Genomic DNA, 16,402 nt, shown 5'->3' with positions numbered 1-16,402 from the left:
AAAGATGAAAAGCTTAATAATGGATAAATTATTTAATAGAGTAGAGGAAAGAGGCGTAGTTTGCGTTGGATTAGATACTGCGCTTGAATATATCCCGAGCTATCTTTTTGAAGGAAGATCGGAAGTAGAAGCATTAGTTGAGTTTAATAAACAAATAATAGATGCAACTATAGATGTAGCAGCCTGCTTTAAGGTTCAAATTGCTTATTATGAAGCGTTAGGATTAAGAGGAATGATTGCTTATAAAGAAACTTTAGATTATTTAAGAGAAAAAGATGCAATTATAATTGCTGATATAAAAAGAGGAGATATAGCTGCAACAGCTAAGCAATATGCTAAGGCCCATTTTGAAGGCGATTTTGAAGCTGATTTTATAACTCTTAGTCCATATATGGGGATGGATAGTATTGAACCCTATATGCCATATATGGAAAAAGGAAATAAGGGAGTTTTCTCGTTAGTTAGAACTTCTAATCCAGGAGCAGAAGATATAGAAATGTTGAAAACTACAGATTATAGGGATGTTTATAAGGTAGTTGGTGATAAAATTGCTGAGCTTGGTAAAGAAGTAGTAGGAGAGTGTGGCTATTCAAGCATTGGTGGAGTTATAGGATGTACTCATGTTGAAGAGGGGATTGAAATAAGAAAAAGATTTAAGAATATGTTTTTCTTAATACCTGGTTATGGAGCACAAGGCGGAAAAGCAGAAGATGTGGCTTTATATTTAAATAATGGAAATGGAGGAGTTGTAAACTCTTCAAGAGCTATACTTTTAGCATATAAAAAGCAAGAGGGCATGGAAAAAGATTTTGCATTACTTGCAAGAGAAGAAGCTATAAGAATGAGAGATGAAATAAAGGCAGCAGTAGAAAGTATATAGGAGGAAAACTAATGAAGGTAACTTATAGTAAATCAAAAGTTATATCAAATGAAAAAATAGTTGATGGAATATACAAAATGGTTGTAGAAGATAATAATGAAGTGAAGCCAGGACAATTCTATATGTTAAAATTAAATGGACAAACTTTACTTCCTAGACCTATAAGTGTATGCGAAAAAAACGAAGGAACTATAACTTTCTTATATGCGGTTGTTGGAAATGGTACAAGAGAATATACTAATTTAGAAAAAGGCGAGTATATAAACCTTACTGGACCCTTAGGAAATGGATTTAATGTATATGAAAAACTTGGTAAAGTTGCTTTAGTTTCTGGGGGAATAGGTACTGCACCAATGTTAGAAGTAGCAAAAAAAATTAAAGAAAATAAGAATTCATCTAAGCTAGATTTATATGCAGGCTTTAGAGAGGATATTTATTTAATAGATGAAATAAAAAGTTATGTAGATAAAGCATACGTAAGTACAAATTCTGGTAAACATGGACATAAGGGATTTGTAACAGATATTCTTAATGTAGAAGATTATGATACTGTATTTTGCTGTGGACCAGAAATAATGATGAAAAAAGTTATAGATATGTGTAAAGAAAAAAATGTAAAAGCATATGTATCTATGGAAAAACATATGGCTTGTGGAGTTGGAGCTTGTCTTGTCTGTACATGTAAAACTAAAGATGGCAATAAAAGAACATGTAAGGATGGTCCAGTATTTGATGGATATTATGTTGAACTTTAAAATCAAAGGAGGAATTTTATAAATGTTGAAGGTTAATATAAATGGAGTAGAATTTAAGAATCCAGTAATAGCAGCATCAGGAACCTTTGGTTTTGGAGCAGAATATAATAATTTCTATGATGTTGGAATCTTAGGGGGAATATCATCAAAGGGATTAACTTTAAGTCCTAAAGACGGTAACGAAGGAATAAGAGTATATGAAACTCCATCAGGAATGATGAATTCAGTTGGACTTCAAAATCCGGGAATAGATAGGTTTATAAAAGAAGAACTTCCAAAGATGAAAGAGCTTGGCACTAATATTATTGCAAATGTCGGTGGAGGTTGCATGGAAGATTATGAGGAGGCTATTGAGAAATTAAGAAATACTGATATAGATATGATAGAACTTAATATATCATGTCCTAATGTAAAATCAGGAGGAATGGCATTTGGAATAAAGTCAAATGTAGCCTATGAAGTTGTTTCTAAAATAAAGAATATTTCAGATAAACCTCTTATGGTTAAGCTTTCTCCTAATGCAGAAGATATAGTTAAAATGGCAGTAAGCTGTGAAGAGGCTGGGGCAGATTCAATATCATTAATAAACACATTGAAAGGATTTGCAATAGATCCATTTAAAAGAAAGCCAATATTTAACAACATATATGCAGGGCTTTCAGGACCAGCTGTAAAACCAATAGCATTAAGAATGGTACATGAGGTATCTAAGGTTGTTGACATCCCTGTTATAGGATTAGGTGGTATTTCTAATGGAATAGATGCAATTGAATTTATGATGGCAGGAGCATCTGCAATTCAAATAGGAACTATAAACTTTATAAACCCTATGGCTGGAAAAGAAATAATAAGTGAAATGGAAAAGTTCTGCATAGATCAAGGGATAAAAGATATAAATGATATAATAGGTTGTATAAAATAAAGAATAGAATATAAAAGATAGGACAGTTCAAAAATTGATTAAAATCAAATATTGACTGTCCTTTACATATGTAAATTATTTTTTTGAAAATACTCCAACTATTATATTTATAATGTCTTTTATGGTATCTAATTGATTAACAATTCCATCCTTCATAATAATAGCTTCGGCTGTAGTTTCAACAGCAACATCGCTTATATCTTTAACATTTTCAGAAATTCCGTTTAAATTCTTTATAGTATTATCCAAATTGGCTTTATTATCCTTAAGTGTATTGTTTATAGTATCAATAAGTATAATGAGCTTTCTCAAGGCTAAAATTAAATAAATTAAAGCTATGACAGAAACGATAACTATAATAGTTAATAAAAGAGTATTAAAATTAATAGTAATAGTCATATTATATTTCCTCACTTAATATTAATAAAATAAGTATGCTGTTTACCTAAATATTTAAATCTTCGTTAAATTCATTATTATTTTCAGTTGTTACTTCTTCAGTGGACTTTTTTTCAAAATCGCTAGTTATAGTTTTTTTAGATTCAAGATATTTTGAAATTTTACTTTTAGCGTCATCAAAGTTGCTTTTAGTATCTTCGGTTATATCTATAGTTTTATTCTTAATTGTATTACTTAAATCCTTAGCAGTTTTCTTTAATGACTTTCTAGTATCTTTACCTGATTTAGGTGCAAATAATAATCCACTAGCTAGTCCAGCAGCAATACCAATAGTAGCACCTAAAGCAACATTTTTAGTAACTTTAGCTTTTTCTTTTTTAGCTTTTTCTTTTTTCTTTTGCTCTATTAACTTTGTCAAATTCATATTAAAATCCCCCATTTATAGTAAATTAGTTTTATATATGGATTATAGAATAATTGGTATATAAATACAAGTAATCTTCAAAATAAGTTGATAATATGAAAAGTTATGAAATTTTACTAAATAAAAAAATACTTTATATTATAACTTATATAATGTAAAATATAAATAAACATAGCAGTTAGGATTTTATTAAAATTATTGTATTAAGAAAACATAGATATAGAATTAAAATTAATACAAGAAGTTAAGGAGGATACAATGAGGCTAAAAAAAGGAACTATAACTTTCAGTATGGTTATTGTAGTATTATTAGTTCTTATAGTATTTATAGTAAACAATATACTAAATAAAGGAACAAAAGAAGTTAGTGTAGCAAAAAAATTTATAGAGAATTTGTCTGATAATAATATAATAGAAAAATATAAAGATGATAGTAAAATAGTTGAAGAAGCAACATTAAATAAGTTAGCTAATAAGAGTTCTCAAATACAATATTCTGTTATAGTAGGGAATTATGGAGTAGATATAGATAAAAATTATAATGTGTTGGGATTTTCTAATAAAAATTTGGGAAGTATGCCTATAAATGAAGTTATAGATGAAAAAAAGGCTATTAATTTAGCAACAAAGTATGTTAATGAAATTACTGATGATGAGTTTAAATTTAAAGAAGTTAGGACAAGACAAGAGGAAAATAGTCCATGCTATAATATAATTTTTTATAAGTGTAAAGATGGATATCCTTACTATAAACAGGAAATAAGTGCAATAATTGATAAAAGTGAAGGAAAGTTAGAAGGGTATTCAAACTATCCATTAGATCATATAAATCATATTAAAGAAATAAATATTGATGAAGTTAAGGCTGGAGAAATAGCAAAAGGACATTTTACAAATCTTAATTTTAAAGTCAGTGCTTTGGATAATCCTATGATTGCTTTTGTATCCGTAAAAGATGATGAAATGGTATTATCATATATTTATAATGTAAAAGTAATTAATAATGATAAAAAAGAAGAAATATATAATATATGTATAAGAGCTGACTCAGGAGAAGTAATAAATTTCAATTTAGAAGCTGTGGCAATGAATTAAGAAAAATAAATAAATGTAATAAAAAGAGATTTGAATATTAAATTTATTCAAATCTCTTTTTAATTAAACTGCCATATCATTTTCATCATATGATTGCCATTCTATTGCTTCGTCAGAAAGTTCAGGAATTGATGAAGCGTCAAATATAGGATCTTTTATTCCAGCTCTTTTTTGTTTTTTATAATCATCTAATGCTTTAAAGGCAATTTTGCTTAGTAATACAATTGCTACTAAATTTATTATAGCCATAAGACCCATAAAAACATCAGCTAAATTCCAAACTATATCCATGCTAACAAGAGATCCAAAGAATACCATTGCGCCTACTGCAATTCTATAAATTTGTAAATAAATCTTTTTATTAGTTATAAATTGAATATTGGCTTCGCCGTAATAATAATTTCCAACAATAGAGCTAAATGCAAATAATAAAATGCAAATTGAAATAAATATTCCACCCCAAGAACCAACTTGAGAGTTAAGTGCTGCTTGGGTAAGTTCTATTCCTTTTACAGTACCATCAAGTGGAGTATCTGATAATAAAATTATAAATGCAGTACAACTGCATATTATTATTGTATCAGTAAAGACTCCAAGAGTTTGTATAAAGCCTTGTTTAACTGGATGTGATACGGTTGCTGTAGCAGCTGCATTTGGAGCTGAACCCATACCAGCCTCATTAGAGAATAAACCTCTTTTTATACCCTGCATTAATGCAGCACCAATTCCACCACCAACAATTTGATTTACACCAAATGCATTTTCAAATATAAGCTTTAGTACTGAAGGAATTTCATTTATATTTTTAATAACAATAAAAAGTGCAACAACTATATATGCTATTGCCATGATTGGAACTAAAGTACTTGAAACTTTAGCAATTCTATTAACTCCTCCAAAAATAATAAAAATAGTAAGGATTGTTATTAATGCCCCGATGAATGTTCGATTAAATCCAAATGAATTATTTAGAGAAAGAGTAATAGTATTTGCTTGAACTGAATTAAAGACTAATCCAAATGCAATTGTAATAAGTAGGGCAAAAGTAATACCCATCCATTTTTTCTTTAGTCCTTTTTCCATATAATAAGCTGGACCACCTCTAAAAGCGTGTCCATCTTTAACCTTATATATTTGAGCTAAAGTTGATTCTATAAAACTTGATGCTGCTCCAACAAGTGCTATAAGCCACATCCAGAATATTGAACCAGGCCCACCTATTGCAATTGCAGTTGCTATACCTGCAAGGTTTCCAGTACCTACTCTAGAAGCTGTACTTATACAAAAAGCTTGGAAAGATGAAACTGAATGGTCCTTTTTCTCAGCAGTAGCACCATCACCAAGAAGTCTAAACATTTCTTTAAGGTTTCCAAATTGAACAAATTTAGTTTTAATAGTAAAGTAAAGTCCAATTAAAATTAACATAGCGATTAGTATATAAGTCCATAAAAAATCATTAAATGTTAAAATAATATTATTTAAAAATTCCATAAAATAAATATCCCCCTTTTCATTCGTAATTAATACAAGTTTTATCTAAAATTATAATATATTAAATATGAAAAAAATGCAAGAGAAAAGTATTAGCAATTCATAAAATCGAGATAAGCAAGCTATTTTTCATTTATTAATTCAATATAATGAATTTGATTCTGACAACTTATGCATAATCAAAAGTAGATAAATTTAAGAGTATAAAAATAAGGTAAGTAATATCTAATATTACTTACCTTACTTTTATTTTTATATACTACCAAATATTAAGCTCTTTGTAATATGTTTAATTAGTCAACATCAGGATTAGGTGGTTGAGTATTTTCATTTTCACCACCATTATTATTATTATTATTATTATTATTATTATTATTATTATTATTATTAACTTCTTCAGAGTCGTTTAATTCTATAGTTATTGTATCACCTTTTTTAGCTTTATCTGATGATATACTTTTAATTATCCTAGTTTTTGCATTATTGTTAGAAATCTTTACATTTACTCCCTTAGATTTTAGCAATTCTATAGCATTATCAGCATTGCTTCCTATAGTAATTCCTAAATCAGATAATTTAAATTCTTCATCTTTTGGAACATGTTTTGTATCATCCTTTTCTGTTGGAAGTACATATTTATAATCAGCTGCACTTGGAGAAGGATTAGGTTTCTTTATAAATACTCTATCTTCAATTAAATTTGATGGAGTATTCTCTGTTGCTAATTTGTTATTGTTTCTATTAACTTTAGCTGTTACATGAACATCACAAACTCCTGTAGGCTCAGTTCCAGAGATAAATAATTCGGTGTATACTCTTGAGCCTCTTTGGTCTCTAGAACATAAATCTGTAGCTAATTTTCCTGAGTCTTTACAAATAGATACACTAGTAACTCCACCTGGATTTCCATCAAATTCTTTATACTCTAAATCTGCATGAATTGGAGCCATAATAGCACCCCATAATGAAGCTGCTGAAGAACTATAACTAGCTCCTCCCATTGGATTTCTATTATCATAACCAATCCATACTGCTCCTGAATAATATGGAGTTAATCCAGCAAATAAAAAGTCTGTAACAAGGCTAGTTGTACCTGTTTTACCTATTACAGGCATATTAGAAAGCTTAGCTAAAGCACCATCAAAGCTTAAAGGACCTTTAAGTAAATCTCTCATTATATATGCAGTTTGAGGAGAAAATACTTGAGTTTGATTAAGTTTAGCTTCTAAAATAACTTTACCAGTAGCATCAACAACTTTAGTATATAATAATGGTTCAGTATATAAGCCATTATTACCAAAAGTTCCAAAAGCAGAAGCTAGTATATACGGATTACCACCATCGGGATTACCAATTTCGCCTGTAAATTCACCTAAAGATAAAGTAGATATAACCTTTGATTGGTCACTATAAACTAATCCTAATTTTTCACCGTAAGCTAATCCAGTTTCGATACCAAGTTTGTCTTCAATAAGAACCGTTGGTACATTTTTAGATAATGCAATTGATTGTCTTGCTGTAATTAATCCATCTGAAACCCTATTCCAGTTTGATGGATTGTATCCACCATATTTACTTTGAATAGATGATGGAAGACCAGCATCGTCAAGAACAGTACCAGCAGTAATAGTTTTAGTATCAATTGCAGGTCCGTAAACAGTTAAAGGTTTTGTAGTTGATCCAATAGATCTTAAAGCATAATAGGCTCTATTTGTAGATCTAGCAGGCTGTTCACCTCTACCACCAACCATGGCCTTAATTTGACCAGTTCTATAATCCATAATTACAGCGGCTGCCTGAAGTGATGGAGTTCCATTTTCATCAGTAACTTCTGGATTAGCATAAATATCAAGTTGCTGAATACTATTTCTATCATTCAAGACAGCTTGAGTAGAATCTTGCATTTTTCTATCCATAGTAGTATAAATTTTTAGACCACCGGTAGCAAATAATCTATCTACTTCTTCGTCTGTATATTTATATACTTCTTTTAAATCCTCTCTTACTTGATCTAAAGCAGGATATACAAACCATTCATAATTAATTTTGTAATTAATAACTGTTTGAGAAAAAGCAAATTGATTTGCATCTGTAAAAGCATAAGCTTCATCATATTCTTCTTGAGTTATATAACCTAAATCTCTCATTTTCATAAGAACAGTTTTTGTTCTATCTAAATATATTGTAGGGTCTGCTATATTCTCTGGGTCATAAGGACTATAAGCACTTGGTGCTTGAGTTAAACCAGCAAGAAATGCAGCTTCAGGTAAAGTTAAGTCTTTAGCACTTTTTTCAAAATAGTACTTTGAAGCAGCTTCAACCCCATAAATTCTACCACCTAGAGGAATGGTATTTAAGTATGCTTCTAATATTTGATCTTTTGTAAGTTTACTTTCTAGGTTTAGTGCAAGATAGATTTCTCTAATTTTCCTTTCAATTTTAACATCGTTTGTTAATAAGGTATTTTTTATTAATTGTTGAGTAAGAGTAGATCCACCTTGTACGTTTCCGCTTCCTGTAAAGAAGTATTTTGCAGATCTTAGGGCTGAACCTAAAGTTCTTTTTATATCTACACCAGGATGCTTATAAAAACGTTCATCTTCAATTGAAATATAGGCATCTTTTAAGTATTTAGACATTTCATCTAAGGTTATCTTATATCTTTCTTCTTCAGTTGGTATATTATCAATATATTGACCTTCACTATCAAAAAGCATTGAAGGTTCATTTAAAGTTAAGACTGCATTTACGTCAAGAGGTGGGGTACTTTTAATTATTGCAAATATATAACCAAGTCCGACAACAAAGCAAAGAAGCCCTGCTATTAATATTCCAAGAAAAGTACCTTTCAAAATTTTCTTATATTTAGGTTGATTTTTTTTCTTTTTAGAATTTTTGCCATTGTTTTTATTATTTTTAACATTAGCTTGGCTTTTTTCTGTTCTAGAAGTATCTTTATTAGCCATTTGTTCCTCCCTTGCAATTTAAAATTATTTAAAGTATAAAATAAATAATATAGAATATTATAGCATATTTATATAAAGAGTAAAATAATAACTCAAGAAGGTGTCTATGAAGTATTATACAAAAAAACCTAAAATGCGATTTCAAATTAAACATCCTAAACTTATATTGGTTATTATCGCCATTTGTGTCTTATTTAATTCTATATTGTATTTTTTTGATAAAAATATTTTACCAGCTGTTTTAACTATAGGAGAAGAACAGTTAAAAAGAGAAGCGACAGAGATTATAAACGAAACAGCATTAGATATTTACTCAAATCAATTCGATTATTCTGATATGATAATTACAGAAAAAGATAATGATGGAAACATAACTATGCTAAGAGCCGATACGGTAAAGTTAAATTATCTATCTTCCAGATTGATTTTAGCAGCTAATGATAAATTTGGAAAATTACAAGAGATGGGATTAGAGGTTCCTTTAGGATATATGACTAAAAATTTAGTTTTTTATAATTTAGGACCTAAGATGAATATAAAGATGACTCAGATAGGAAACATAACTAGTAGTTATGAGTCGGTATTTGAAAGTGCAGGAATAAATCAAACTAGGCATAAAATATATTTGAACGTTGATATGAAGATGAAAATAGTAGTACCATTAAATAGCAAGGATGTTGAAGTAGCATGCCAAATACCAATTGCTGAAACAATAATAGTCGGAAAAATTCCTAATACTGCAATTGAACTAAATAAACCTTGAGAGTAAATAGGAATTTGTTACTGATAAGATACGTTAGCTAATCTATAAGCTAAAATAGTCATAAGAAAATAATAAAAGCACTGCTAAAAAAATCTATATAATAGAAGAATAAAAAAATTACTTATAAAAATAAATATATGAGTTAATTAATTTTAATTTAAAAATTATAAAAGCCCCAATTTTAGGGGCCTTTATTTTTAGTGTCAAAATAAGCAATGTTATTAAACAGATTATTACTCTTTATATGTATATTAATAATTGATATATTAAAAATTTAAATTTATATTTTTATTTTGATTCCCAGTTAAACACATAAGGTACATTTCTATAGAAGCTTTCATAATCAAGTCCATAACCGACTACGAATAAATCTTCTATTTCAAAACAACAATAATCTGGTTTCAAATTAACCTTTCTTCTTGAAGGTTTATCTAATAGAGTGCAAGTTTTTACTGAATTAGCTCCACGTTTTTTTACATAATCTATTACAAATTCCATAGTGTAGCCAGTATCTATTATATCATCTACAATTAATACATCCCATCCTTCTATATTATCAGGAATATCATTTACAACTTTAACTTCACCAGTACTTTCTTCTCCATGACCATAACTAGATGTAGTCATAAAACCAACTTTAGCTCTGCAGTCAATAGCTCTAAATAGATCAGCCCCAAAGACAAAGCTACCTCTAAGAAGTGGAAGCACATAAAGCTTTTTATCCTTGTATTCTTCAGTTAATACTTTACCAAGCTCTGCTATTCTAGTCTTAATTTGTTCTTCTGTAAAAAGTATGTTTCTTTTCTTGTCATCCATTAGTTTAATCCTCCTAAAATGTTCTTAATATAAACCTCAATATTTTATAAAAAATTTCATTATAAAATTCTTATAATAGTTATATCTAGTTAATTTTTATGATATTAATTATATTATTATTTTTATATTACATATTATTTTAAATTCTTGCAACTTATTTTTGAAGGCTTTTTGAGGATATTTTAATTCTATAAACATAGATAGTATATTGATTTGGCTATATTTACAAGATTTAATTAATAGTATAGAATTATATGAAAGTTGTTATGTTAATATTATATAAGTGAGGTGGTATTAATGATATTTGGAAATATAGATGGTATTAAAAAAACTTATTTAGAAGAGCTTGAAAGGCTTTATAAAGTAAAGGTTTTAAAAGATGAAGTATGTAGTGTAGAAATAATAGAGGTAATCTCAAGGTTAACTTCTATTTTGGAGAGGGAAATAAGTGTTGCAGTAGATAGAAGAGGTAAGGTTGTCTCTGTTGCTATTGGAGATTCAACTTCAGTTGAAGTATCAATGATAGATATAAGAGAAAAAAGATTATCAGGAGTTAGAGTTATACATACACATCCTAATGGTTTTTCTAATTTATCTGCTCTTGATTTATCAGCATTATTAAAATTAAAGCTTGATGCAATAATGGCAATAGGAGTATATGAAGGTAAGGTAACAGATTGCTCTTTAGGAATGATCACAATTACAGATGATTTATTAGACTATGAAGAAAAATTAAACCTTTCAATAGAAGAAGTGCTTTCAATTCATATATTAGATAGAATTCAACATGTAGAAAGCATGATTAAGGAAAAAGATATAATTGAAGATGAAGGTGAAAAGGCAATTTTAGTTGGCTCCGATACTAAAGAAAGTTTAGAGGAGCTTAAGGAGCTTACAAAGGCATGTGATATACCAGTACTAGATTCAGTATATCAAAGTAGAAGTAAAATTGATCCAGCTTTTTATATAGGAAAAGGAAAAGTTTTGGAAATAGCAAGTTTAAGACAAAGTAAGCATGCAAACCTTATAATTTTTGATGATGAACTATCAGGTTCACAAGTTAGAAATTTGGAAGCTGCTATAGGAGCTAAAGTAATAGATAGAACAACTTTAATCTTAGAAATATTTGCAAGAAGAGCAAGAAGTAAAGAATCAAAAATTCAAGTTGAATTAGCTCAGTTAAAATATAGAATGGGTAGACTTCAAGGGTTAGGAACAGTGCTTTCAAGAACTGGTGGAGGAATAGGAACTAGAGGACCAGGAGAAAAGAAACTTGAAACTGATAGAAGACATATAAAGGAAACTATATATGATTTAAATGATGAACTTAAAAAAATAAAGAAAACAAGAGAAGTTCAAAGAGAAAAAAGAATAAAAGAAAGCATTCCTAAAGTATCCTTAGTAGGATATACAAATGCAGGTAAATCAACTCTAAGAAATAAGCTTTGTGATGTTGCAGCTCAAAAAGAGATTCAAGGAAAAGAAAAAGTTTTTGAAGCAGATATGTTATTTGCAACCTTGGATATAACTACAAGATCAATAATATTAAAAAATAAAGGAGTAGTTACAATAACAGATACAGTAGGATTTGTAAGGAAATTACCTCATGATTTAGTTGAAGCATTTAAATCAACTCTAGAAGAAGTAATATATTCGGATCTTTTATGTCATGTTGTAGATACTTCTTCAGATTCTGCACTTGATCAAATAAAAGCTGTAGAAGAAGTTTTAGAAGAACTTGGAGCAAAAGATAAAGAAACTATATTAGTGTTAAATAAAATAGATAAAGCTACAGATGAACAAATAGAAGAATTAAAGAAAGCATGCTCAGAATACAAAATAATTGAAATATCAGCAAAAGAAGGAATTAACTTAGATAATCTTCTTGATTTAATAGAAGAAAAATTACCATATAAAATGAAAAAATGTGAATATTTAATTCCTTATGATAGAAGTGATATGAATTCATATCTTCATAGAAATGGAAGAGTTTTAGAAGAAGATTATAGAGATAACGGAACCTTTATGATTGTTGAAGTAGATGATGAAGCTTATAACAAATCAAGTGATTTTATAATAAACATACTTACTTAAGAATATACTGTAACAAACAAGTTATGGAGATGATTGAGTGCAAAATGTTATATATGAAGTAGCGATAGATTCATCAAATGACGAAGAAAATGTAACCCTTGAAGATGATCAAGCAGCAATAATAGATAACAATACGAATTCGAACAATAATACATCAGGATTAAATGATACATCAGATGCATTAAATCATTCATCTTCTAACCCTGTGGATGATGCAGTAGCTAAAGTAACAACTTTATCTGCTGCATTAAATAGTATGCAAACTAATATAGGTTCAATAATTATAGGTGGTGAAGAGGAAAAATACTTTTATGATAGAAAGGTTAAACCGCTATTAGATGAATTATATTTTCTTTCTTTGTCAGCACAAGGTATATCTATAGCAGCACAAAATTTACAATCTAATGCATATGCAAAAAAGAGACAAATTAAACTTCCTGTTGACTTAACTTATGAGATAGTAAAAGAAGCCTATTGTATTTTAGATACTTTAAAGAAAAGAAATGCCATATATAGGCGTGCTGTTGAAAATGATATTGAAAGATGCGGAGATTTACCGAGTGATTATAAATCATGTTTTGACTGTTTGGATGAAGATGATAAAAAATTCAATGATGATAATGAAAAAGATGATGACTGCGGTGAAGATTAGACTTTATTGCAGTTTTTTTATATAATAAATTGTAGTAATACAATAGTAAAAATATAAGGGGGAGTATTAATGGCAAAATCAATTATAGATTACCAAAAAGCCTATAAGGAAATTACAGAAATTCTTATGGAAAATACTGATGTAATAGCAATTTTTGTATTTGGAAGTATGGTTACTGGTGACTTATGGGAAGAATCAAATATAGATTTATTTGTAATATATAAAGATGAATTTGAAAATGTACGAGATTTATATTCAGAAGTTATGGATATACCCATACATATAAAACTTCTAGGTAAGGAAGCTTTTAAGAAGAATTTTCTTGAGGCAGGTAAAAGGGATGTAATAAAGAATTGTCTTATATCTTCTAAGCTGATATATTCAATTGATCAGGAAATAACAGAGCTTTATCAAAGACTTATATATATAATGGATTTAGACAAAGGAAGATGGAATCTAGTTTATTTAGGAAATACACTGAAAGAAATAGGAATATGTAAAAAGTATCTAAGTACAGGAAGTAGATATACTGCTTCTGAACTTTTAATTAGAGCGTTAAGTAGTTTTTCTAATCTTTATTTAAGTATTAATGGTTACACTGTAAGTAAAGATTCATTAACTATGGCATGTAACTTGAATGATGAGCTTAATGTAATGGTTAGAGAACTTTTCTATTCTGATATTAATGATGAAAATATTAAAAATGTTTTAAATTATATTGAAGATTACTTAGAATATAATATTGAAATATGTGCAAAAGATTTATTAGAGCATATAAAAGAAGAAGAGAAACCACTAAGTGCCTTTGAAATTAAAGAGAGTTTGTATTTCAAAAATTTCAATATTAAATTTGAAGAGATATTAAAATTGTTATATAAGAATAATATTTTGATAAGAAATGAAAGAGCGTTTAGAGATTCTAAGGGAAGTTTACTTGCTGTTGAAAATGTATATAGTTATAAAAAATAAGTTGCTCTGGGGGAAATATGAAAGAATTTTTTAAGATATCTTTTAAAGATGAAATTCCTAAATATGTACAAATAGCAAATCATATAAAAAAGTTAATAGATAATAAGGATATAAGCGATGGAGAAAAATTACCTACTATAAGGGAATTAGCAGATATTTTAGAAGTAAATAATGTTACTATAGTAAATGCATATAAAAAATTAAAATCAGATGGATATGCTTTTCAAAAAGTTGGTTCTGGAACATATGCTAAAAGAAAGGAACTAACATCATTATTTAATAGAGAGTATTCTAGGATATTTAAAAATATGTTACCCGAGGAACTGGAAAAGATTATAGATTTTACGGGAGAAACCAATACAGAGGTTTATTTTCCAATAAATGAATTTAAATCTGTAATAAATAAGGTTCTAGATAGGGATGGAGCAAATGCTTTAATAATAAAAGAACCTCTTGGATATGAAAAACTAAGAGAAACCATAAATAAATCTTTTTGGAACAATAAATTAGATTTAGATAATATATTAATAGTTTCAGGAGCACAGCAGGGGATTGATATAGCATCAAAGGCTATCGTAAATATAAATGATAATGTTATAGTAGAAAAGCCAACTTATGGGGGAGCATTATCGGTATTCAAATGGAGAAGAGCTAATATATTTGAAATAGAAATTAAAGAAGATGGCGTAGATTTAGATGAATTTGAAGAAATTTTAAAGAAGAATAAAATCAGTTGTTTTTACACTATGAGTTATTTTCAAAATCCTACTGGTATAAGTTATAGCCATGAAAAAAAACTAAAGTTATTAGAGCTTTCAAAAAAATATGATTTCTATATTATAGAAGATGACTATTTATCTGAACTTATATATGATAATAATATAATTCATGAACCATTGAAAAAACTTGATAAGTATGAAAGAGTTATTTATATAAAAAGTTTTTCAAAGATATTTTTACCAGGAATAAGACTTGGGTATATGGTAACACCAGCTTCATTTAATGAAATTATACAAAGCTCTAAGATAAATACTGATATTACTACTTCAAGCCTTATGCAAAGGGCTTTGGAACTTTATATAAGTGAAGGATTCTGGAAAGAGCATATTGCTTACCAATGTAGGGAATATAAGAAAAAATATAAATTAATAAAAAGTTTAATTGAAGATGAGCTTTTAGATAAAGTAACATATATAGATCCTAAAGGAGGACTCTATTTTTATATAAAATTAAAAGATAAAAGTATAACATCTAAGGAGCTATTCTATAAGTTAAAAAAAAGAAATGTATTTATTACTCCAGGAGTAATATTTTATAGAGATTCCAAAAATGGAGATTACTTTTTTAGAATTGGTTTCTCACAAGTAAGTAAAGATAAGATAATAAAAGGTATAGGTTTAATTAAGGAGGAACTTTAATGAGTTACATTACTATAAGAGATTTTGGAGAAGATAGTTTTGTAGAGAAAAAATCTGAATTTATTGGTTATGCGAAAAGATGTGAAAGTGAAGAAGAAGCAAAGGCATTTGTATCAGAAATTAAAAATAAACATAAACAAGCCACTCATAATTGTTTTGCATATGTTATTGGAGAAAATATGGGGATTCAAAGGTATAGCGATGATGGTGAGCCACAAGGAACAGCAGGAATACCAATACTTGAAGTAATGAAAAAAAGCAATGTAACAGACTGTGCAATAGTAGTAACAAGATATTATGGTGGAATATTATTAGGTGCAGGAGGGCTTACTAGAGCATATACAAAGGGCGCATCTATAGCTTTAAAAGCTGGTGGAGTAGTTGAAAAAGTAAATGGAGTAAGATTATTATTTCATATGGATTACGATATGTTAGGGAAAATTCAATATAAATGCAATGAAAATAATTGGTATATAGAAGATACTGAGTATACAGATAAAGTAGTTGTTCATATATTAGCAGAAGTAGAAAAAGCTAATGATATAGAAAAAGAAATAATTGAAATATCAAATGGCAAAATAATAGTGAACAAAGAAGATGAAGGAATATACTTTAAAGAAGAAAATAGGCTATACAAATTGATTTAAAACTAAATAATTGATGCTTTCAAACTTGATAATATACTTATAGGTGTATTTACTATTAGTTTAATTGTGAAGAGTATTATTAAAGAATACTAAGTTAATATAGACATAATA

At 28.2% G+C, this 16,402-nt stretch carries 15 protein-coding genes; 10 read left to right on the top strand and 5 right to left on the bottom strand.

Annotated features, from left to right (window positions below; all coding sequences use genetic code 11):
* Nucleotides 1–4: 4 nt before the first annotated feature.
* From pyrF to I2A75_RS09005, 3 genes are read left to right on the top strand one after another with little or no spacing between them, the layout of a single operon-like run.
* A complete protein-coding gene (gene pyrF / locus I2A75_RS09015; RefSeq protein ID WP_195264146.1) occupies nt 5–880 on the top strand; it encodes an orotidine-5'-phosphate decarboxylase in 876 nt (291 codons plus the stop codon).
* 11 nt (nt 881–891) lie between these two features.
* Nucleotides 892–1,635, top strand: coding sequence for a dihydroorotate dehydrogenase electron transfer subunit (locus I2A75_RS09010; protein ID WP_195264145.1), 744 nt, complete (start codon nt 892–894; stop codon nt 1,633–1,635).
* Between the two features lie 22 nt (nt 1,636–1,657).
* Nucleotides 1,658–2,557: a dihydroorotate dehydrogenase gene (locus I2A75_RS09005; protein ID WP_195264144.1), complete on the top strand. Its 900-nt coding sequence runs from the start codon at nt 1,658–1,660 to the stop codon at nt 2,555–2,557.
* Nucleotides 2,558–2,632: 75 nt separating this feature from the next.
* On the opposite strand, the gene I2A75_RS17980 is transcribed toward I2A75_RS09005, so the two are convergent.
* The gene (locus tag I2A75_RS17980) at nt 2,633–2,806 is read right to left on the bottom strand and encodes a hypothetical protein (protein ID WP_243242120.1); all 174 of its coding nucleotides are present in this window, start codon (nt 2,804–2,806) and stop codon (nt 2,633–2,635) included.
* Nucleotides 2,807–3,002: 196 nt separating this feature from the next.
* On the bottom strand, nt 3,003–3,380 hold the full coding sequence (locus tag I2A75_RS08995) for a YtxH domain-containing protein (RefSeq protein WP_195264142.1): 378 nt from the start codon (nt 3,378–3,380) through the stop codon (nt 3,003–3,005).
* 258 nt (nt 3,381–3,638) lie between these two features.
* Between I2A75_RS08995 and I2A75_RS08990 the strand changes: the two genes are divergently transcribed.
* Nucleotides 3,639–4,475 (top strand): hypothetical protein, encoded by an 837-nt coding sequence (locus I2A75_RS08990; RefSeq protein ID WP_195264141.1) that lies wholly within the window; start codon nt 3,639–3,641, stop codon nt 4,473–4,475.
* Between the two features lie 63 nt (nt 4,476–4,538).
* Here I2A75_RS08990 and I2A75_RS08985 read toward each other — a convergent pair whose 3' ends face one another.
* The gene (locus I2A75_RS08985) at nt 4,539–5,966 is read right to left on the bottom strand and encodes an alanine/glycine:cation symporter family protein (protein WP_195264140.1); all 1,428 of its coding nucleotides are present in this window, start codon (nt 5,964–5,966) and stop codon (nt 4,539–4,541) included.
* A 293-nt stretch (nt 5,967–6,259) separates the two neighbouring features.
* Nucleotides 6,260–8,932 carry a PBP1A family penicillin-binding protein gene (locus I2A75_RS08980; protein ID WP_195264139.1) on the bottom strand — a complete coding sequence of 891 codons (2,673 nt, stop codon included), beginning with the start codon at nt 8,930–8,932 and terminating at the stop codon, nt 6,260–6,262.
* Between the two features lie 106 nt (nt 8,933–9,038).
* Between I2A75_RS08980 and yunB the strand changes: the two genes are divergently transcribed.
* Nucleotides 9,039–9,695 (top strand): sporulation protein YunB, encoded by a 657-nt coding sequence (gene yunB, locus I2A75_RS08975; protein ID WP_195264138.1) that lies wholly within the window; start codon nt 9,039–9,041, stop codon nt 9,693–9,695.
* Nucleotides 9,696–9,983: 288 nt separating this feature from the next.
* Here yunB and hpt read toward each other — a convergent pair whose 3' ends face one another.
* Complete coding sequence (gene hpt / locus I2A75_RS08970) at nt 9,984–10,511, bottom strand: hypoxanthine phosphoribosyltransferase (RefSeq protein WP_195264137.1); 528 nt, start codon at nt 10,509–10,511, stop codon at nt 9,984–9,986.
* A 297-nt stretch (nt 10,512–10,808) separates the two neighbouring features.
* Here hpt and hflX point away from each other — a divergent pair, with 297 nt between their 5' ends.
* The 5 genes from hflX (at nt 10,809) to I2A75_RS08945 (ending at nt 16,291) form a co-directional block, all read left to right on the top strand.
* Nucleotides 10,809–12,605: a GTPase HflX gene (hflX, locus tag I2A75_RS08965; RefSeq protein ID WP_195264136.1), complete on the top strand. Its 1,797-nt coding sequence runs from the start codon at nt 10,809–10,811 to the stop codon at nt 12,603–12,605.
* A 37-nt stretch (nt 12,606–12,642) separates the two neighbouring features.
* Complete coding sequence (locus I2A75_RS08960) at nt 12,643–13,257, top strand: hypothetical protein (RefSeq protein WP_195264135.1); 615 nt, start codon at nt 12,643–12,645, stop codon at nt 13,255–13,257.
* A 69-nt stretch (nt 13,258–13,326) separates the two neighbouring features.
* Nucleotides 13,327–14,226 carry a nucleotidyltransferase domain-containing protein gene (locus I2A75_RS08955; protein ID WP_195264134.1) on the top strand — a complete coding sequence of 300 codons (900 nt, stop codon included), beginning with the start codon at nt 13,327–13,329 and terminating at the stop codon, nt 14,224–14,226.
* Nucleotides 14,227–14,243: 17 nt separating this feature from the next.
* Entirely contained in the window at nt 14,244–15,644 is a 1,401-nt protein-coding gene (locus I2A75_RS08950) for a PLP-dependent aminotransferase family protein (protein ID WP_195264133.1), read from the top strand.
* On the top strand, nt 15,644–16,291 hold the full coding sequence (locus I2A75_RS08945; protein ID WP_195264132.1) for a YigZ family protein: 648 nt from the start codon (nt 15,644–15,646) through the stop codon (nt 16,289–16,291). The genes I2A75_RS08950 and I2A75_RS08945 overlap by 1 nt, the downstream gene beginning before the upstream one ends.
* The last annotated feature ends 111 nt before the right edge of the window (nt 16,292–16,402 follow it).

Source organism: Clostridium sp. 1001275B_160808_H3, assembly GCF_015550425.1.
Lineage (GTDB): Bacteria > Bacillota > Clostridia > Clostridiales > Clostridiaceae > Clostridium.
Note: the sequence above shows the minus strand (reverse complement) of the source record. Positions and strands in the feature narration are given on the sequence as shown.